This is a genomic window from Flavobacterium ginsengiterrae, assembly GCF_039539785.1.
GTDB classification, from domain to species: Bacteria; Bacteroidota; Bacteroidia; order Flavobacteriales; family Flavobacteriaceae; genus Flavobacterium; species Flavobacterium ginsengiterrae.
In genome coordinates this window covers 1,110,120-1,132,033 of the sequence record NZ_BAABDU010000004.1, presented here as the reverse complement: position 1 = coordinate 1,132,033, position 21,914 = coordinate 1,110,120, and the positions used below count along the sequence as shown (strand labels likewise).

Here is a 21,914-nt window from a genome sequence, read left to right as displayed (position 1 = left end):
GTTTATGAGCATTAAATCCTATTTAGTTATTGGTTTTCTGGTTGCAGCAAGTTTTGTAAATGCACAGAAAGTATATACGGAAAATGATATTCGTATAATTCCAAAACCGACTCAGACTTTAATTAAAACTGGTGTTTTTGAATTTACAAAAGATACGAAGTTTGTTGTAAACGGAGATTTTCAGAAAGATGCGGCAAATGCTTTGATTTCAAAATTTGAACTTGCTGCCGGATTTAAACCAGAAATAGCGGCTAAAGCTCCGGTAAGTAATTTTGTTCAGTTTAAAACAGATCCAAACATCAAAAATGAAGCTTATGTTTTAGATGTAAATCCAACAAATATTACTATTTCGGCTAAAAGTAATGTTGGTTTTATGTATGCGCTGGAAAGTGTTCGACAATTACTTCCGGAAGCTATTGAAAGTAAATTTTCTATTTCTACTGAAAAATGGCAGATTCCAAGTGTAACAATTACAGACGAACCAAGATTTAAATGGAGAGGTTTGATGCTGGATTTATCGCGTCATTTCTTTGATAAAAATTATGTTTTAGCTACTATCGATCGTTTAGCGATGCACAAAATGAACGTTTTGCACATGCACTTAGTTGACGATCAGGGCTGGAGAATTGAAATAAAAAAATATCCAAAATTAACTGAAGTTGGTGCTTGGAGAGTTGATCAGGAAAATACGAGCTGGAATGCGAGATTAACGACTAATCCTGATGAAAAAGGAACATATGGCGGATTTTTTACGCAAGATGAATTAAGAGAAATCGTAAAGTATGCAGCGACAAAAGGAATCGAAGTAATTCCTGAAATTGAAATGCCGGCACACGTAAGCAGTGCGATTGCATCGTATCCGGAATTAGCTTGTTTCAATCAGCGAATTGGTGTTCCGTCTGGCGGGGTTTGGCCTTTAACCGATATTTATTGTGCAGGAAAAGAAACGACTTTTGAATTTTTACAAAATGTAATTGATGAAGTAATCACGATTTTCCCTTCAAAATATATTCATATTGGCGGCGATGAAGCGACGAAAACCAATTGGTCAAAATGTCCGCATTGTCAAAAAAGAATCAAAGACGAACACTTAAAAGATGTTAACGAATTACAAAGTTATTTTGTAAAACGTATGGAAAAATACATCAACTCAAAAGGGAAAAGAGTTATCGGCTGGGATGAAATCTTAGAAGGCGGTTTAGCTCCAGACGCAACCGTTATGAGCTGGAGAGGAACAAAAGGAGGAATCGAAGCGGCAGATCAGGGACACGATGTAATTATGACTCCGGAAACACCTTGTTACTTCAACTTTTATCAAGGTCCGCAAAACGAAGAACCATTAGCTTTTGATGCTTATAATCCGTTAAACGAAGTGTACAAATTTGATCCGGTTGTAGCTACAATGTCACCACAGGAAGCTGCGCACGTATTAGGCGGACAGGCAAATTTATGGGCAGAACATATCGCAGGACCAAAAGATTCTGAATATATGATTTTTCCAAGATTAGCCGCTTTATCTGAAACACTTTGGAGTCCGAAGGAAAAACGTAACTGGAATGATTTTACAACTAGATTATTTTCTTTATTCAAGCGCTACGATTATCTGGGAATCAATTATGCAAAAAGTGCGTATTTGGTAACCGCTTCATCAACAGCAGATATTGCCAATAAACAAGTTAAAGTAGAATTGAAAAACGAATTCCCAAATCCGGATATTCGTTACGTTTTAGGAGATAAAAGCATCGATCATCATGCCGTAAAATATACAAGTCCAATTGAGTTTAAAGAAACTACTATTTTAAAAGCTTCTTTATTTCAGGATGAAAAACCAGTTGGAAAAACCTTTACAGATACCATTATTTTCCATAAAGCCGTAGCACAGAAGGTAAAATACTTAACGCCTTACAACCAGAGTTATAAAGGAGATGCTAATACGATGGTGAATACCATTAGAGGAAGTAAAAATTTCCACGACGGACAATGGCAGGCTTGGTTAGTAAACGACATGGAACTGGTAATTGATTTTCAAAAACAGGAAAGTATAGAGCAGGTAATTGTTGGAGCTTTAGAAAGTCAGGGTGCAGGCGTAAATTTCCCTGTAGAAGTTAAAGTATTGGTTTCTAATGACGGAATTAAATACAAACAAGTAGGGAAAATAACACGTCCGTATGCTGTAAACCCAATTCCGGAATTGAAGGATTTTAAAATCAATTTCCAAAAACAAAATGCACGCTTTGTGAAAGTAATTGCAGGCAACTTAAAGAAAAGCCCAAAAGGCGAAAGTTCGTGGTTGTTTGTTGATGAAATTCTAGTGAATTAATGAACGTATGATATAACATATAATATTGTCATTTCGACGAAAGGAGAAATCTCCGTAAGCTGCTCGCTAAAGATTGGCGAACTGCTATGAGGAGTTTCTTGTAGAGATTTCTCCTTTCGTCGAAATGACAAAAATGAGAAGCTTTGACAAAGTTAGAGAGCAGGGACACTTTGTGTTAATATCTTAAATGTGATTTTAACAATTAAAAAAGAACAAAAACAAAAACTATAAATAGAATAAAAGATGAAAAAAGGAATATTCATAATCGCGATGTTATTTTCGGTTCAGATGTTTTCGCAGGCCATTTATGAAGATGAGCGCTATGTACCAGAGACAGATCCGTTAGTGTTGAAAAACTTAGACGAGTGGCAGGGGAAAAAATTTGGTTTGCTAATGCACTGGGGAACTTACAGCCAATGGGGAATCGTAGAATCGTGGTCTATCTGCCCGGAAGATTACGGCTGGTGTGAGCGTAAAAAAGGAAGCAATCCTGCCAATTACAATCAATATATTGCCGATTATGAAGGATTGAGAAAAACATTTAATCCAGTAAAATTTGATCCTGCAAAATGGGCAAAAGCCGCTAAATATGCAGGAATGAAATACATGGTTTTCACTACAAAACACCATGATGGATTTAACATGTATGATACTAAATATTCGGATTATAAAATTACGAGTAAAGATGTTCCTTTTCATACAAATCCAAAAGCCGATGTTTTAAAAGAGATTTTCAACTCTTTTAGAGGTGAAGGAATTTCAACAGGAGCGTATTTCTCTAAACCAGACTGGCATAACGAAAATTACTGGGATCCGTATTTTCCTCCATTTGACAGAAACGTAAATTACGATCCGTCATTATATCCAGAAAAATGGCAGAAATATGTTGATTTCACTCACAACCAGATTTTAGAAATCCTGACTAACTACGGAAAAGTAGATATCCTTTGGTTAGACGGTGGATGGGTTCGTAAAAGAGACCAAGTGAATATTAAAGAAAACTATGATGAGAAGTTTACAGAAAACGAATCTAAAAACGGTTTCATCAAACACAGAGTTGTAGATCAGGATCCAAAAATGGACGAATTGGTAATTAAAGCACGCCAAAAACAACCAGGATTAATTGTAGTTGACAGAGCGGTTCACGGTAAAAACCAAAACTACTTAACGCCAGAAGGACGTGTTCCTGCAAAAACACTGCCTTATCCTTGGGAATCTTGTATTCCTGCCGGCGGTGGATGGTCTTACTCTCCGGGTGCAGAATATATGACCGGAAGACAAGGTATTCACATGTTAGTTGATATCGTGGCAAAAGGCGGTAACTTATTATTAAACGTTGCGCCAAGCCCTGAAGGAGAATGGGATAAAGGAGCTTACGATTTGTTACAGGCTTACGGAGACTGGATGAAAGTAAACAGCACAGCGATTTACAATACAAAACCAATCGAGCCATACAAAGAAGAAAACATTTGTTTTACACAAAACAAAGCGGGTAATGTATTCGCATTTTATTTAGCTAAAGAAGGAGAAGATAAAATTCCTGCAGAAGTTACAGTAAAATCGATCAGCCCTAAAAAAGGAACAAAAATTACTATGTTAGGTTCTAAAACTTCTTTGAAATGGACAAAAGAAGGAAACGGATTTAAAGTAATTATTCCGGAAAGTTTAAGAAACAACCTTCCTGCAAAAGAAGCTTGGACTTTAAAAATCGAAGCGATTAACAGATAAAGGGAACCTATGGTTTTAAATACAACAAATAAATTGAAGACAGCATGTATTTTGTACATGCTGTTTTTTAGCATAACCATTTTTGCGCAAGAGCCTGCCGATTATGTAAATCCGTTTATTGGAACATCCAATTACGGTGCGGCTTTTCCAGGACCCATTGCACCACGCGGAATGGCAAGTATTAGTCCGTTTAATGTGGCGGGAGTAAAAAATACGCCAATGGAAAAAGACAGCCAGTGGCTTTCTAATCCGTATGTAAATGAAAATACTTTTTTGACCGGATTTAGTCAGGTGAATTTGAGCGGTGTTGGCTGTCCTGAATTAGGTGTTATTTTATTAATGCCCACAACTGGACCAGTTGAAATCGATCATTTAAAATACGGTTCGACGTATTCTAATGAAGTAGCAAAAGCAGCGTATTACAGCGTAGACATCGACAAGTATAAAGTAAAAGGCGAATTTACAACTTCAAAACGAGTTGGGGTAAGCAGATTCACTTTCCCGAAAGGACAGTCTAATATTTTATTAAATCTTGGTTTAGGTTTAACGAATGAAGAAGGTGCGATGGTAAAAGTGGTTTCTTCGACAGAAATTGAAGGAATGCGTTCGGTTGGTTCGTTTTGTTACAACAGTCCAGAAGATGCTTATCCGGTTTATTTTGTGGCTCAATTTTCTAAACCTGCCGATAAATTTGGAGTTTGGAAAAAACCTTCAAAATACAATGGTGTTGAAGCGCAATGGATGGGTTACAACGGAAAAGCGAGAATAATGGAAAATACAATCAAAACCGTCGTGGGAGATAGTATTGGAAGTTATTTTACGTATAAATTCGACAAACAGGAAACGGTCGAAGTAAAGATTGGAATTTCGTACGTAAGTATCGAAAATGCCCGTGAAAACCTAGCAAAAGAAGTGGGTAACAGATCTTTTGACGCCATTTACAAAGAAACCTACAACGAATGGAACCAAGAACTTTCTAAAATTTTGGTTGAAGGCGGTTCAAAAGATGAGAATACGATTTTCTATACGGCTTTGTATCACACGTTAATTCACCCAAATACTTTGAATGATATTAATGGTGAATATCCGGTAATTAAAAGAACTAAAATTGCTAAAACCAAAGATACTCGTTATACCGTATTTTCTTTATGGGATACGTACAGAAACGTGCATCCGTTGATGTCATTGGTTTATCCAAAACAGCAATCGGATATGGTAAAAAGTATGTTGGACATGTTTGATGAAAACGGCTGGTTACCAAAATGGGAATTGAATTCGACTGAAACTTTTACAATGGTTGGAGATCCTGCAAGTATTGTAATTACAGATAGTTACATGAGAGGAATTCGTGATTATGATGTTAATAAAGCGTATTACGCGATGTTGAAAGGCGCAGATCAGGTTGAAAATAATCCGCTTCGTCCGGGATTGAAAGATTACATCAAAAAAGGATATTTGACAACCGATGATAAAGGACCGGTTTCAACTACTCAGGAATACAATATTTCAGATTATGCTATTTCACTTATGGCCAACGAATTTGGCGACAAAGACAATGTAAAACGTTTTAAAAACCGTTCGTTATCGTATAGAAAATTATTTGATAAGAATCTGAATTTACTTCGCCCAAGAATTGCAAACGGAAATTGGTACGAGCCATTTGATCCTGCTTCCGGAGCTAATTTTGAAGAAAATGTTGGTTTTATTGAAGGAAATGCGTGGCAGTATAATTTTATGGTACCGCACGATATCATTGGATTAAAGAAATTAATGGGCGGTGATCAGGCATTTTCAGCTCAATTGCAGAAAATCTTCGACACCAAACAGTTTGATATGGCAAATGAACCAGACATTGCCAATCCTTATTTATTTAATTATGTGAAAGGCGACGAGCACAAAGCTCAGGAACATGTAAAAAGACTGGTTCGAGAATATTTCAAAAATGAACCAAAAGGATTGCCAGGAAATGATGATACAGGAACAATGTCGGCTTGGCTTGTGTACTCGATGATGGGAATTTACCCAATTTCTCCTGGAGATCCAATTTACACGATTACAGCGCCAATGTTCCATAGAGTGACGATTAAATTAGATCCAAGATATTATAAAAAAGAGAGCATCGTAATTGAAAGACAACTCAATAATGGCGGAAAAATCAATTCGATTGAGCTAAACGGAAAAACACTTAACAGCTTTTTTATTTCACATGATGATTTTGTGAATGGAACAAAGCTTAAAGTGATTCAAAATTAAAACAACACAATTATGTTACAATTAAAAATCAAAAAAACAGCCATTATTTGTGTAATGGCTGTAGGTTTTTTTAACCACAGCTATTCGCAGCAAAAATATCCCTATCAGGATGCGAAATTACCGGTAGAAGATAGGGTAAAAGACTTGTTAAGCCGTATGACGCTTGAAGAAAAAGTACGTCAGATGGATATGTACCGAGGAGATTTTTTTAAAGAAAAAGAAGATTTTGCAAAATCTAAATCGGCAGAAAAAATTGGCAAATTAGGAATTGGAGCGATTCATGACCTATATCCTCGTTCGGCGAAAATGATTAACGACCTTCAGACAAACGTAATTAAAGGAAACCGCTGGGGAATTCCTGCCTTGATTATGTGTGAAATGCTTCACGGATATTTAGACGAAGGAAGTACGACTTTCCCAATGAACATTGGACTTGGTGCAACCTGGGATACTTCTGTTTTAGATAAAGTAGGTAAAGTAATTGGTATGGAAGCCAGAGCACATGGAGTTCATTTTGGGTTTGGGCCAAACTTAGATTTAGGACGTGAACCAAGATGGGGAAGAGTCGCTGAAACTTTTGGTGAAGATGCTTTCTTAAACAGCGAAATTGGTTTAGCATTCATTAAAGGACTTCAGGGAGACGATTTAAAATCAGATCGTTCAATTATTGCAGAACCAAAACACTTTGCCGTTCATGGTATTCCGCAAGCGGGAGGAAATTCTTCGCCAATTTTAGTTGGAGAACGTTCAGCTCGTGAAGATCATTTACCTTCATTCGAAAAAGCATTTAGAAAAGGAGGCGCTTTAGGAACCATGTGTGCCTATTCTGAGTTAGACGGAATTCCTTGTGCCGCTAATCATTGGTTATTGACGGATGTTTTGAGAAACGAATGGGGTTTTAAAGGACTTGTAGTTTCTGATTTAGGTGCTATTAAATACATTCAAACAACTCATAAGGTTTCTGATTCTCCAAAAGAAAGTATTAGAGAAGCAGTTTCAGCGGGAGTTGATATGCAGTTTTATGATTTTAGTAATGAATTTTGGCAGAGCACGATTATTGAATTAGTTAATGAGAAAAAACTAACTCAGGAAAATATCGATCGTGCAGCTGGTGCAGTTTTACGTTTGAAATTCTTATTAGGATTATTTGAAAATCCGTTTACAGATAAAAACTTAATTAAAGAGCGTTTTCATACTAAAGAAAATCAGGCTGTTGCTTTAGAAGCGGCTCAGAAATCAATGGTTTTATTGAAGAATGAAAACAATATTCTTCCATTAAAAAAAGACCTTAAAAATATTGCAGTTATCGGACCAAATGCAAATGCTTCGAGACTTGGAGGTTATTCTCCAAAAAATAGTGTTGGAACTACGGTTTTTGAGGGTATTCAGCAAGTAGTTGGTAAAACAGCAAATGTAGTTTATGAAGAAGGTGTGCCGTTGATTATTAAAGGTCAGGCTATTCCATCTAAATATTTATTTACTTCAGACGGATCTCAAAATGGATTAAAAGGAGAATATTTTAATAACAGAAATCTAGAGGGAACTCCTGCATTAACTCGTATTGACAGCCAATTAGAGTTTGACTGGCCTTGGGCTCCTGGTGATGGTGTAAATGTTGACGATTTTTCTATTCGATGGACAGGTTATATTCAATCAGACAGATCATTTGACGGTTGGTTAGGTTTAAGTTCTGATGATGGAATCAGAATGTGGATTGATGATCAATTGGTTATTGATAACTGGACAAAAGGTGCGACAAGTATTGTAACGACTCCAAAAAATATCGAAGCAGGAAAAAAATACAAAGTCCGCATAGAAATGTGGGAAGGAGGCTGGGGAGCGAGAGCTCACCTGCGTTGGAACCTAGAAAAAGTAAACATGCAGCCAGCAATCGATGCTGCTAAAAAAGCCGATGTCGCGATTGTGGTTTTAGGAGAATCTAACGAATTGGTAGAAGAAAACAGAGATGTTGCTGATTTGAATTTACACGGAATGCAGCAGGAATTAATTGAAGCGATTCAAAAAACAGGAACTCCGGTTGTTTGCGTGCTGTTAAACGGTCGTCCACTTTCTACAAACTGGATCAGCGAAAATATTCCTGCCTTAATCGAAGGCTGGTTTCCTGGAGAATTAGGAGGAAGAGCTGTTGCTGATGTTTTATTTGGAGATTACAACCCTGGAGGAAGACTTCCAATTACGGTTCCAAAATCTGTTGGGCAGTTACCTATATATTATAACCAAAAACCATCTGCGATTCATAAATATGTTGCAGAAAGTGAACATCCTTTATATTCATTTGGATATGGACTAAGCTATACAACGTTTGAATATTCAAACCTGAAAATTAGTTCTAAAGAAATTAAACCAAATGTTGAATTAAAAGTTACAGTTGATGTTAAAAACACAGGAAGCAGAGACGGTGATGAAGTTGTCCAGTTGTATATTAATGATGTATACAGCAGTACAACGACTCCAGAAAAGACCTTAAAAGGTTTTAAAAGAGTTAATATTAAAAAAGGAGAAACTAAAAATGTAGAATTTACACTTACACCAGATGAGTTATCTATCTGGAACAGAGAAATGAAGCGTGTTGTAGAGCCGGGAGATTTTGAAGTTATGGTAGGTGGAAATTCAGCTGATTTATTAAAAACGACTTTTAAGGTTTCGAACTAATTTAAGTTTAATTTAAGAATATTTTTAACGTTTTTGGGGTATTAAAATGAATAGTGTTGTATAAAGGATAAATCACTTAGATTAATTCGATGCGAAGCCTTTAAATAAAGAGGATAAAGCTTACAATATAAAACGTTTTCGTACCCCAAAATTATAAATGTATAACCAACACCTTTCCAAATATGTCATTTGTCGAAATTTTATTTTGTTAACAGAATGTATTCTTAAGTTTAACATGTTATTAACTCAAAAAACAACTAAATATGATCAAGGACGTACTAAAATTACTGTTTGTAGTATGCTTATTTGGCTTTCAAAGTCTGCAGGCACAAACAACAGTAAAAGGAACGATAACAGATGCTCAAAGCGGAATTCCGATCCCTGGAGCAAACGTTGTTGTTAAAGGAACAAAAACAAGTACATCATCAGATTTTGATGGTAAGTACACAATCACAGTTCCAAATCAATCAGCAGTTTTGGTTTTCTCTTATGTTGGTTCAGCTTCAAAAGAAGTACCTGTAGGAACTCAAACTACAATTAATGCGGCTTTAGGAGCAGCAACACAACAATTAGGAGAGGTAGTAGTTACGGCTCTTGGTATTAAAAGAGAGAAAAAAGCAATTACGTATTCAGCTCAAAACATTGCTGTTGATGAGCTTTCAGAAGCAAGATCTTTAAACGTTGCCAACTCACTTTCGGGTAAAGTTGCGGGTCTTAACTTCTCTACAACTTCAAATGGTGTTGGTTCTTCTTCTAGAATTACATTACGTGGTAACAGATCTCTTACTGGAAACAACCAACCATTATATGTTGTAGATGGTGTGCCAATTAGTAATGGTACTGGAGCAGATAATCAAAACCTTGATACAGGAGGTACCACACAGCCAGATGGTATTTCAAACATTAACCCGGAAGATATTGCTTCGATGACAGTCTTAAAAGGGCCATCTGCGGCAGCACTTTACGGAACCAGAGCAAGTAATGGTGTTATCGTTATTACTACTAAATCTGGTAAAGCAGGAAAAACTTCAGTTACCTTGTCATCTAACTTTATGGCTTCATCTGCTTATGACTTGGTTAATTTTCAAAATGAATACGGACAGGGAGATTTAGGGAACTACAGTTCATCTTCGACTTCGAGCTGGGGACCAAAATATGACGGAAGACAAGTTCCGGCTTGGCAGTTAGTTCGTAATCCTAATTATGCTGGACCAGCAACAACAGATTACACGGCTCAGCCAAACAACGTTAAAGATTTCTATAAAACAGGTTATAATTTAGCAAATACATTATCTATTACCTCTGGAAATGAAAAATCGCAAGGTTATTTCTCATATACTAACACACGTGCTGAAGGTATTGTTGGCGGAAATGAGCTTGACAGACATAATCTTAATTTAAGATTTACAAGTAAGCTTACAGATAAATTATCATTAGATGCAAAAACAAATTATATTGTTCAGGAAATTGATAATATATTAAAAACAGGAGAAGAGTCTATTGGTACTTCTGCTTACTTACTACCTCGTAGTATTAAATTCAATGATTACAGAGATTTTGAATATACTGACTCTGCAGGTGAATTACAGAAAAATTATTTTGTAGATCAATCAGGAACTCCTGGAGGAAACCCATTCTGGACTGCACTACGTGATAATGATCGTACAGATAAAAGAAACCGATTTATAGGTCTTGCATCTCTTAAATATGATTTTACAAGTGCTTTAAGTTTACAAGTTAGAGCTGGTTTAGATCAGACTACTAATAAAATCGTTTCAAAAAGATACGCTACTGCAGAATTTAACCAAAATGTAGGTAATTATACTGAGTTTTATGAAACTGCAACAGAATTCAATACGGATGCTTTACTTTCATATAATAAGAGGTTTGGAGATTTCTCAGTAGGAATCAATGCGGGTGCGAATATTTTGAAACAAAATAGTTCTTCATTAACTTCGGGAGGACGTTTAGGCAAAAGAAATTATTTTACAATGTCGAACGTAACTGATCCAACTGCACTATCTGCAGCTTCAGATAAACAAATTAATTCTGCTTATGGGTTTTCTCAAATTGGATTTAGAAACTATTTATTCTTAGATTTAACAGCAAGAAACGATTGGTCTTCTGCATTACCAGCAGATAATAGATCATTCTTTTATCCTTCTGTGGGTTTATCTGGTGTTATCTCTGATATGGTTACTCTTCCGGAAGTTATCAGCTTTGCTAAGTTAAGAGCATCTTATGCAAAAGTAGGTAATGATACAAATCCTTATCAAACAAGCTCAAGATTACGATATATTGGTGGAAACGGTGGAGTTTTATTCCCAGATTCAACTGCTGGAAATCCAAATTTAAGACCAGAGATGTCTAACTCTATTGAATTTGGAGCAGATGTTAGATTTTTCAACAGTCGTTTAGGATTAGATGTTACTTACTTCGAAACAAACACAAAAGATCAGATCTTCTACATCAATACTCCGGAAACTTCTGCAAAATCAAGAGCAATTGTTAATGGTGGGGAAATCCAGAATAAAGGTTTTGAAGCTGTACTTACGGCAACTCCAATCCAGACAAACAACTTTACATGGGACATTACAACAAACTTTGCAACTTACAAATCTAAAGTAGTTTCTATTTATGAAGGAAGAGACGAATTGGTTTTGGGTGAAGGAAGATTGGTTAGAAGTAAAGTAGTAGTAGGTGGTGAATACGGTGACTTATATGTTAAAGGTTTCAAAAGAGATCCAAACGGAAACGTTATTGTAAACGATGCAGGTCTGCCAGTAGCAACAAACTCATTTGATGTTAGGGCAGGAAACTTTAATCCAGATTGGACAGCAGGTTTCAGAAATAGTTTTAAATACAAAGATTTTTCTATGAGTTTCCTTGTTGATTTTAGAATTGGCGGTGAAGTGGTTTCTTATACACAAGCTAGAATGGCAGGTTTAGGGGTAAGTGATATTACTCTTGCAGGAAGAGATGGATTTGTTGTTCCTGGTGTAGTAGATAACGGTAACGGAACTTATACTCCAAATACAACAAGTGTTACGTCTGAACAATATTGGACATCAATAGGACAAAGAGATCCTTTAGCAGAACCTTTTATCTATGATGCTACAAACATTAGATTAAGAGAACTTGTATTTGGTTATTCATTGCCAAAACGTTTTTTAGGTGATTCAGGTTTTAAAAGTATTGATTTCTCATTAGTAGGAAGAAATTTATTTTTCTTCATGAATAAGGCTAAATATTTCGATCCGGAAAATGGTGCTGGTACAGGGAACCTTCAAGGTGTAGAGTCTTTCAACATCCCTTCAACGAGAGATTACGGGGTGAATGTTAAATTTGGATTTTAATTAAATAAAGAGATATCATGAAATATAGTTTTAAAATAAAAACATTAGGAGTTGCTTTATTAGCAGGTTCTATTTTATCAAGCTGTACAGGCGATTTTGATGAAATAAACAAAGATCCTAATTCGCTAACGGAAGATCAGTTAGACGCTTCAATGGTTGGGCCAGCATTTGCAACAGCTCTATATGCAGGTATCCATAATGGAGCAGGAGAAACTACTGGATATGCAGATGATCAGGGAACTTGGGGTATTGCTACAGGTATTTTATCTTCTACTTTTATTCATTATTTATCTTCTGACTTTAGTACAGAAAGAAATAGCTTTGGAGGTTATGAGTCAAGAGGATGGGCAAGATTTTATACTATTGCTCTTCCAGGTTTAAATTATGCAATTAAAGGTGCAGAAGGAAATGCTGAAACTTCAGCAGTTCTTAAGATCTGGAAAGTATATATGTTTAATCAAATGGTAGATTTGTACGGACCAATTCCTTATTCTCAAGCAGGTAGTGGTAAAGAAAGTGTTCCTTATGACAGCGTTGAATCTATCTATGAAGACTTTTTTAAATTGTTGAATGAAGCAAATACAGTTTTAAGCTCTACTTCATTAAGTTCTGTTGGACCTCTTCAATCAAATGATAGAGTTTTCCAAGGAAGCGTTGACAAGTGGAGAGTTTTTGGAAACAGCTTAAGATTACGTTTAGCATTAAGAATTTCTGATGTCGAGCCGGCGAAAGCAAAAACTGAAGCAGAAGCAGCAGTAGCAGCGGGAGTTATGCAGAGTAATGATCAAAGTGCTTACTATCAGGTTAGTTCTGTAACACCAAACAACTTAAATATTGTCGTAGGCGGATGGGGTTATAAAATGACCTCTTCTATGGAAAGTCTTCTGTTAGGATACAGTGATCCAAGATTGCAGAAGTGGTTTTCACCTGGAGCGACTGGTATGTACATTGGTAGACCAACTGGATATTTAAGAGGTTTCTTTACAGATAAAGAAAGAGATAATTTTTCTGCATTTAATGAAAATGTTTTGGGATTAGGACCAAACCCAGGTTCAGCTCCATTAAGCAACACAAAAAACATCGAAATCTTCATGGCTTCCGAAAATTATTTTTCAAGAGCTGAAGGTGCTTTAAATGGATGGAATATGGGTGGAAGCGCTCAATCTTTATATGAGCAAGGTATTAGATTGTCTATGGCACAATGGGGAATTACTGATGCTGCAGAGATTAATAGTTATATTGCTGGAACTTCACTGCCGACTGCTCCAAATGTAAATACGTTTCGTCCTGGTTTAGTAACAGAAAGTATTCCTGTGAAATTACCAGTAGCTTGGTCAGCTTCTACTGCAGATCAGCGTACACAAATTGCAGTTCAAAAATATTTAGCAATTTTTCCAGAATCATGGGAAGCTTATGCTGATTTAAGAAGAACAGATGCTAAAATTATTTATCAGCCGCTTAACACAGATAATACTGATGTTGGAGTTGGAAAAAGTTTGATGAAAAGAGTTATTTACGTTACTAACGAATATTCTTCAAATAAACAGGCTGTTGAAGATGCTATTACAAAACTAGGAGGTCCTGATACCGGAGGAACAAAACTTTGGTGGGACACTAAATAATTAATTTGGTTGAGTAAGGACACACACATTCTTTACTTAAAAAAGCAAAAGGAGAGGAAACTCTCCTTTTGTTTTATATAAAAGTTAGATTATGAATTTAAAAAAATATTATTCGGCTTTAGTAGTGGTTATGGTTTTCGTTTCCTGTAATTCAGTAAAAAAAGAACCAAAAGCAATTAACATTACACAAAATTATATTGCCAAAAATCCGGTTACAGCGGCAAGCCACGCATCAACATTAGTTGAATTAGAAAATAAAACTCTTTTGGCCGCATGGTTTGGCGGTAAATACGAAGGAGCAAAAGATGTTGGAATTTATGTTTCATCTTATAAAGATCAAGAATGGTCAACTCCAAAAGAACTTATTAAACCTTTAATAAAAGATGGAGACACACTGCCATGCTGGAATCCAGTGTTGTTTAAAAGCAAAGCTCAAAACTTATATTTGTTTTACAAAGTCGGAAAAAATCCAAGAGAATGGTTTGGCGCTATGATTGTTTCTAAAGATGATGGAAAAACATGGAGCGAATCTAAACTTTTGCCAAAAGGAATTTTAGGTCCAATTCGAAACAAACCTGTGGAAACCACTCCGGGAATTATTTTATGCGGCAGCAGTACCGAAAGTATTGACGATAATAAATGGAGGGTTTTTATAGAAACATACAACGAAAATACCGATAACTGGACAATTACTGATATTAACGACAAGAAAAATTTCGACATTATTCAGCCGACATTTTTAGTGCATTCTGATAAAAAAATACAAATTTTATCCCGAAGCCGACACAATAAATTAATTTCTTCTTGGTCTGAAGATAGCGGCAGAACCTGGCAGAAAACCGACAGCATAAATGTTGTAAATTCGAATTCCGGAGTCGATGCTGTAACTTTATTAGACAAATCATTTTTATTGGTTAATAATCCACTAAAAATGGGGAAAGATTGGTTTAACGGAAGAAATATTCTCGATGTAGAATATTCTAATGACGGTGTAAACTGGGAAAAATTATTTGATCTGGAAAATCAGAAAGAAGGCGAATTCAGTTATCCGGCAATTATTCAGACTTCAGATAAAAAAATACATATCTTGTATACTTACGATCGAAAGTTTATCAAACATACCACATTTGATTTACAATAAAAAAAAACAAAAATTATGCAAAAATACTGTCTTGCCTTAGATTTAAATAACCACCCAGATTTAATTGCAGAATATATCGATTACCATAAAAATGTCTGGCCTGAAATCCAGAAAAGTATTAAAGATTCTGGAATTATCAATTTAGAGATTTATAACGTTGGCGATCGTTTGTTTATGATTATTGAAGCCAATGATGATTTCTCATTTGAAGAAAAAGGAAAAATGGATGCCGAAAACCCAAAAGTGCAGGAATGGGAAACCTTGATGTGGAAATTCCAAAAAGCACTTCCTCAGGCAAAAACCGGAGAAAAATGGATTTTAATGGATAAGATTTTTGAACTTAAATAGATTATGAAATTTTTACAGAACTGCATTCTGTCAGCCGTTTTTATTTTTTTGAGCAACGTTTCAATTGCTCAAAAAAATACTATGGCGCAGACTTTTTACAAACACAATAAATATCTTTCGTCAGATAAATTAGAAGGACGTTTTGTGGGAACAAAAGGTAATAATGAAGCTGCTGCTTACATCAAAAAGCATTTTAAGAAATACAGTTTACAGCAATTTGGCAATAGTTATTACCAGCCTTTTAAAGTGTTTGTAAAAGATGGAATCAACAAAATGAAATCCGACAGTGTTTCGACCCAAAATGTTTTTGGATTTATTGAAGGTTCTGATGAAAAACTCAAAAATGAATTTATCGTAATTGGCGCACATTACGATCACTGGGGCTGGGGCGGAACAGGTTCCGGAAGCAAGAAAAAAGACACCATTGCGATTCATAACGGAGCCGATGATAATGCTTCGGGAGTTTCGGCTTTGTTGTGTATTCTGGAAGAAGTTTCTAAAATGAAAATCAAACCAAAACGCAGTATTATTTTTGTTTCTTTCAGTGGAGAAGAAGAAGGTTTATTTGGATCGAAATATTTTGTAAATCATCTTCCTGTAAAAAAAGAAGATGTAAAAGTAATGCTCAATATGGATATGGTAGGAAGATTAAATGCCGAAAAACAACTTTATATGGGCGGTGCCGGGACTTTTCCAAACGGAGTTGAGCTTATGAAAAATCTAGGACAAAACAGCTCATTAAATCCAGTTGTATTTGCAGGCGACGTAGGCGGTTCTGATCATGTTTCTTTTTACAAAGCCGGAATTTCGGCAGTTGGTTTCCACACCGGCGGACATCCACAATATCACACACCTGAAGACGATATTGATTTAATCAATTTTAAAGGCGGTGCTTTGGTTTCAAAATATATTTATAATGCATTAATAAGTATTGCTAATTATAATGAGGAATTGGTTTTTATAAAACAGGATTAAATAAAAAGCAAAAAAGGCTTAATCAAACATATCGATTAAGCCTTTTTTATTTTTTGTGCATATATTTTAAGTAGAAAAAGTCAATCCTTTAGCTTTAAAATTGCTGAACAAAACCTGTTTAGCAGTGCTGATTGTTTCTTCGGTTCTGTAAATACTGCACCAGAATTTAATTTGTATTTTAAATTTACTGTCAGAAATTGAGTTGTAATAAATCTGCGGTGCTTTGGTATTGTTTACCAAAGGCAGATTTTCGAGTGTGTTTATAATAACAGTATTAATATCTTCTGGAGATGCATCTCCACTGATTTCTATCGAAATATCAACCAGTTTAAAATTATCGGTATAAGTCCAGTTTGTGATATTCTGCGATAATAAATTCCCATTCGGAATAATGATTTCTGCACCATTTGAGGCGTTGATTTTTGTTGTACGCAATCCCATTGATTTGACACGTCCTGATTCTGAGCTGATATCGACAACGTCGCCAATTTGAATTGGTTTATCAAAAATCAAAATAATGCCCGAAACGAAATTATTAACCACATTTTGAAGTCCAAGTCCAACACCAACACCTAAAGCTCCTATAAGGATACTCAATTTATCCAAAGGCATTCCCGAAGCCACAACCGCCAGAAGATACCCAACGATTAGAACTACAAGTCTGCTTATTAGTAATTTAGAATGTTGTCTTTTATTGATGTTTTCTTCGTTTTCGTCTTCGATTTCTCCAAAAAAGTACGCGACATATTTTTGAAGTAAATGGGCAATCCACACGATTATGAAGAATAATACAATGTTACCTAAAGTAAAAGTAATACTTCCAATTGTATTTGGACGGTTTAACAGAGTAGTAAGAGAAGCACGCAGTGATTCCCATATATTTAAATTAGAAGCAATGACAACCAGCCACATATAACTAATTACGATAATGAATGGCTTTTTTAGTGTATCTGATAAACTTTCGTAATCGAATATTTTTTCAATTCCTCGTTTTATTCTCGTGGTATAAATTTGCAAAAGAATGATTTCTAAAATAATTTTTAGCAGAACACTCAACGCAACAATCTGTGTTAAAGAAATAAAGGCCGTTAATGTAAGCATATTGGAAAGTGAAACTCTGCCAAAAATATTATACAAAATCGATAAACCATTTAATCCTATAAAAATGATACTTGCCCATTTAAAGAAAGCTTTAATGTACAATTGATCTTTGAGGCTTTTGATTTGAACTAAACCGTATCGTATTCCAAGAATATTAATGATAATAAATGAACAACGCTGAATTAGCCCAACTCCAATAAATAAATCAAGGAAACAAAGAGCAAAAAACAATGCTGAAAGCAAAATCCAGTTTCGTATTGAAACACCAGACCAGTCCTTTTTAAATAATATTGTCAGAACTCCTAATAAGGCTAATTGCAAAAGTTCTAAAAATAGGGCGGGAGCGTAGAGATTACTTACTACTGCAATATTTAAACCTATTGCGATTACGGGTAAAATAACGCCTCTGTTTAGATATTTGAAATTAAAAAGAGAAAGGTTTTCGGCATGACCGTTAGCTTTTAAATATTTTATATTGCGTGAAATATACCAGGCTAAAAGTCCCATTAAGAAACAAAGCGTGATTAATGCTCCGCCTTTGTAGCTTAAATAATAAGCCGCAACATTTTCTTCAATTATAATTTTTGATTTAATGGTTTGTGCAATGACTTTTTTTGCTGTAGAATCAATGTGCCATAATGAAGGATATTCTTTTTTAAGAATGCTGATTCCTGATTTTTCCAGTTTGGTTTCTACTGTCGAAAGTGCATTTGAAACGGCAATTTTATGTTCGACCGTCAATCTTTTTTTATCGTTTAAGATTCCCTGATTTTTGGTCATCAGGCTGTCGGTTCTTAAATATGTTTTTTTAAGATTCGCTAATTCAGTTTTAAACTGTTTTCTGCGGATTGTATCTTTTATAAGCGTAAATAAAATTTTGTCTTTTCTAAGATCAATTATCCTGTTCTTAATTTTTTCAAGATTCTGATTTCGGGAATTAATAGCATCATTCTGCTCGTTTAATTCCTGTTCAATTTCCTTTAAAACAATGCGGTACATTTGCTGATTGCGCACGTTTGGATTAGCACCTTTAAGGCTTGCGAGAATTAAGTCAAGTTTACTTTCGGTTCTTTTAATTTCTCCGAAAAGATGAAAAGTGCTTCCTTCAAAGTCGATGTCATGTCCGGCAGATTCGAGAACTTCTCCGGCTTTTTCAATAGCAATAAGATAATCGCTGTCGGTTGTAGTATCTTCAAACAGTTTGCCTTTGTTTTCGGTTTTGGCTGTCGAAGTTTGTGAATATGAAACTGATGCAAAAAACAGCATCAGTAACAAGGCAGGTAAATAGAACGAATTTCTTTTTGAATTCATAATTAATTTGGTGATTTAAGGTCTCCAAATTTAATTGTTTTTTCTGTAGTTTTTGATTCTTATTTCATAAGATTTCCTCTATTTTTCGATATGATATTTTGGATCAATTGTTATTAAAAGTCTTTTGAAAAGTTGTATTAAGCGATTTCGTATCGATTTTAAAATCAATGTCATAGCGTCAAAATTTTCGACTTCTTTTTTTGTTTTTATAGCAATGATATTGCTGATTATTGAAATTCCGTCGCTGACAATAAGCAAATCCATAACAATCGTAACAAACCAATCAAAATCATAGTTAAGGCCTTTACTCATCAAAGCTAATGCTGTTGGGATCAATAAAACTGCTAATTTGGATACAAATCCTAATGCTAATTTTTTAAAACTAAAAAGATTATTTAACACAATTGTTTTGGTAACACCTAAAAAAGTATCCATTACCATTAAGTAAAATAAGACTCTTACTATTCCGGTGTCCATTTCTAGATAAATAAAAATGAGGTAGAGCAGTAATTTTAATTCATTTAAATATTCTAAGATTTTCTGTATCATGATTTTCATTTTTGATTAATTTTTATAATAGATTTTTGGGTGTTTTTTTGTGTAATAATCTTTTGGGGTGTTAACCCCAAAAGATTATTATTTATTACCATGCAGGAGTAGTTATTTTAAATTCATTACTATAATTAGAAATAAATCCATTATAAACTATTCGAACTTTGTATGTATATGAAGTAGAAAAATACAATCCGTAATCACTGTAATAAGAATCTGTTTTTTGCGGTAAATTAACAAGTACAAATGGTCCCTGTTCTACTTGACGATACAATTCGTAAGTAAGAGAATCTTCATTAGACCACTCAAGATGTACTGATGTGCTACCAACTGGACCACCTGATAGTTTTGGTACTGCTGGGCTTAAAGTAGTTGCATTTGTTGTTACAGGATCTGATAGATTTCCTGCTGCATCTTTTGCTTTAACGCTAAAATTGTAATTGGTATTCGCTGATAATCCAGTAACATTGTAAGTTCAAATATTTCCTAATTCAGCTAAAAGATTATTATTATCTTTATAAACCAAATAATTAGTAACTCAATCATTATTTGTAGAAGCTGTTCAACTTAAAGTTAATCAAGTGCTGGCTATATTTGAAGCGGTTAGATTTCCTGTAGTTGTTGGTGCTATTGTATCAACTTGTGGAGGTGTTTTTTCCTGTATATTCGATGAAGTGAACTACTCTATAAGGATTAAGAATATTTATATCAAAATCAAGGAATGTTTTATCACGTATTGGCTCTATTGAATTGGGCAATCCATTTAGAGTAAACCCACTACCAACTAATAACCTTCCATATATCGAACCTATAGGATTTCCAGAAAATGCTTTTCCTATATCAGCTGATGCTTTTGATGTTTTGGAGCCTTCAGCTTTATCAATCAGATTAAATTCAGATTGGGTAGTGTCTAAGCCAACAGGCATTCTTCCTCTTAATGGAACATATTCCTCCCAACCTTCAGGAAAAGGTGCTGGTTTCCCCCACATTGCAATCATACCAATAGGTACAGCTGTTGAAATTTTGATTTTACTTTTTAATTCTTCGATATCGCGTACAAGAGAATCAAGTAAAGTATTGTTTTTAACAACTTGGTTTTGGTCGTTTACGGCTAATAAATTGTTTGAATTTGAAGTACTTAAATTGTTTAAATATAAATGATGCGTACCAAGATTTAAATCTCCCTTCATTTCTTTTGAGCCATTTAGAGGAAGGTAATTGTCTTTGATCTCATGAATGTCTGTTTTTGCTTTATTGACATCTCCAGTAATTGAGCTAATATTTCCTTGTATTACAGCAACATCGCCTTTAATTCCAGTAATATTACTTTCAATTATACTAATATTTGCCTTAAGAGTATTAATTTTAGGATCAATAGCATCTAGTATATCTTTAATAGATTTAATATCTATAACTGTTTCAAAATTAGTTAATACATAATATTTTTCGGTTCTTGTTTCAGTATCTACTGGAGTTCCCATAACGCTTACATATTCTGCATCATAATCAGTATAAGCATTTTGCGAGTTACCATCACCATAAATTAAATTGGTGGTGGTTTTGATAGTTTTTAAATAATTAGTTGAAGCACCTATTTTTATAGGATATAAAATTCCTTCTCCTGTATTTTTAGGTTCGTGAATAACTGCCCAGCCTCTCATTTTATCTGTTGCATGGGCTATGATATAATTTTTGTCAGTTTCAATGCTTAAATGTCTTTTTAAAGCTTCGTATAATTCAGATCTGTAAGCTATTTGAAGCCTCTCTAAAGTTTCCTGCTCGAGTGGAAAACCTCCAGGATTATTAAAATTTACTTGTTTCATTTTATGATGTATTGAATGTGTTATTTTTTAGTTTCCGAATTAACTTTCTATTGAGTAACAATAGCTTTGATAACTCTTACCTGCTAGTTTGTAGAAATTAAGCAAATTGTGATATTCTGCAGAAGTAATGTCAATTGCTTCAGTTTGCTTTTTAGGAGAATTTTCGTTTATATTGGCAGTTATGGTTTGATTTGCAATTAAATTTTCGGGTATAAAAACTCTAAAGTTGGCATACGATACTTTTGTATAATCTTCACGATGAGCCAAATAAACTGGTTTGTTGTTTTTGTTTTTATAATCGTTATTTTTAAAAATTGTAAATAACGGAATTCTTAAATCTCCCTGAACTCTGTTTCCATCTGCTAGAATTTTATCTGGATTGTAATATTCTTTATGGAGATATAAATACTGTAATTCGGGCTTAATAGACTCATCAATATAAATTAATCCTTCTTGTCGTTTTTGTTCTATATTTAAATTCGGATCATATTCTTTTGTTACATTAAAAGCCTCGTTAATTACTTTTTCCAGATAAATTACCTGTCCGGTGTGTTGCATTTTATAGAGAATGTCTTCATAAAGAGAATGCAGTGGTGTAAGCAGAACATCCAGCCAGTCAACATGTGTTTTTTTCCTGAGAATAGGAGGAATGAGCCAAAGCAAAAACTTTTCCCATTTTAGAATGGTGTATTTATTCATTGTAAATGTATT

The 21,914-nt window shown here is 34.6% G+C and carries 13 protein-coding genes; 9 read left to right on the top strand and 4 right to left on the bottom strand.

The genetic code is table 11. The features are described from left to right. Nucleotides 1–4 precede the first annotated feature (4 nt). The 9 genes from ABD859_RS15455 to ABD859_RS15415 all read left to right on the top strand — a co-directional run bounded on the left by ABD859_RS15455 (nt 5) and on the right by ABD859_RS15415 (nt 16,416). Nucleotides 5–2,320 carry a glycoside hydrolase family 20 protein gene (locus tag ABD859_RS15455; protein ID WP_345145483.1) on the top strand — a complete coding sequence of 772 codons (2,316 nt, stop codon included), beginning with the start codon at nt 5–7 and terminating at the stop codon, nt 2,318–2,320. Nucleotides 2,321–2,563: 243 nt separating this feature from the next. Beyond that, entirely contained in the window at nt 2,564–4,048 is a 1,485-nt protein-coding gene (locus ABD859_RS15450) for an alpha-L-fucosidase (RefSeq protein WP_345145482.1), read from the top strand. 9 nt (nt 4,049–4,057) lie between these two features. Continuing rightward, nucleotides 4,058–6,301, top strand: a complete 2,244-nt coding sequence (locus tag ABD859_RS15445) for a GH92 family glycosyl hydrolase (RefSeq protein ID WP_345145481.1) — start codon at nt 4,058–4,060, stop codon at nt 6,299–6,301. A 12-nt stretch (nt 6,302–6,313) separates the two neighbouring features. Beyond that, on the top strand, nt 6,314–8,974 hold the full coding sequence (locus ABD859_RS15440; RefSeq protein WP_345145480.1) for a glycoside hydrolase family 3 N-terminal domain-containing protein: 2,661 nt from the start codon (nt 6,314–6,316) through the stop codon (nt 8,972–8,974). Nucleotides 8,975–9,237: 263 nt separating this feature from the next. Then, nucleotides 9,238–12,330, top strand: a complete 3,093-nt coding sequence (locus ABD859_RS15435; protein WP_345145479.1) for a SusC/RagA family TonB-linked outer membrane protein — start codon at nt 9,238–9,240, stop codon at nt 12,328–12,330. A gap of 17 nt (nt 12,331–12,347) precedes the next feature. Further along, nucleotides 12,348–13,952, top strand: a complete 1,605-nt coding sequence (locus ABD859_RS15430) for a SusD/RagB family nutrient-binding outer membrane lipoprotein (RefSeq protein ID WP_345145478.1) — start codon at nt 12,348–12,350, stop codon at nt 13,950–13,952. Between the two features lie 91 nt (nt 13,953–14,043). Then, nucleotides 14,044–15,093 carry a sialidase family protein gene (locus ABD859_RS15425; protein ID WP_345145477.1) on the top strand — a complete coding sequence of 350 codons (1,050 nt, stop codon included), beginning with the start codon at nt 14,044–14,046 and terminating at the stop codon, nt 15,091–15,093. A gap of 15 nt (nt 15,094–15,108) precedes the next feature. Next, a complete protein-coding gene (locus ABD859_RS15420; RefSeq protein WP_345145476.1) occupies nt 15,109–15,441 on the top strand; it encodes an L-rhamnose mutarotase in 333 nt (110 codons plus the stop codon). Between the two features lie 3 nt (nt 15,442–15,444). Beyond that, nucleotides 15,445–16,416 carry a M28 family metallopeptidase gene (locus ABD859_RS15415; protein WP_345145475.1) on the top strand — a complete coding sequence of 324 codons (972 nt, stop codon included), beginning with the start codon at nt 15,445–15,447 and terminating at the stop codon, nt 16,414–16,416. A 66-nt stretch (nt 16,417–16,482) separates the two neighbouring features. On the opposite strand, the gene ABD859_RS15410 is transcribed toward ABD859_RS15415, so the two are convergent. From ABD859_RS15410 to ABD859_RS15395, 4 genes are all read right to left on the bottom strand, one after another. Continuing rightward, nucleotides 16,483–18,828: a mechanosensitive ion channel family protein gene (locus ABD859_RS15410; protein ID WP_345145474.1), complete on the bottom strand. Its 2,346-nt coding sequence runs from the start codon at nt 18,826–18,828 to the stop codon at nt 16,483–16,485. A gap of 78 nt (nt 18,829–18,906) precedes the next feature. Continuing rightward, nucleotides 18,907–19,377 carry a phage holin family protein gene (locus ABD859_RS15405; RefSeq protein WP_345145473.1) on the bottom strand — a complete coding sequence of 157 codons (471 nt, stop codon included), beginning with the start codon at nt 19,375–19,377 and terminating at the stop codon, nt 18,907–18,909. Nucleotides 19,378–20,015: 638 nt separating this feature from the next. Next, nucleotides 20,016–21,203: a hypothetical protein gene (locus ABD859_RS15400; RefSeq protein WP_345145472.1), complete on the bottom strand. Its 1,188-nt coding sequence runs from the start codon at nt 21,201–21,203 to the stop codon at nt 20,016–20,018. A gap of 39 nt (nt 21,204–21,242) precedes the next feature. Then, nucleotides 21,243–21,902, bottom strand: coding sequence for a hypothetical protein (locus tag ABD859_RS15395; RefSeq protein WP_345145471.1), 660 nt, complete (start codon nt 21,900–21,902; stop codon nt 21,243–21,245). Nucleotides 21,903–21,914 lie beyond the last annotated feature (12 nt).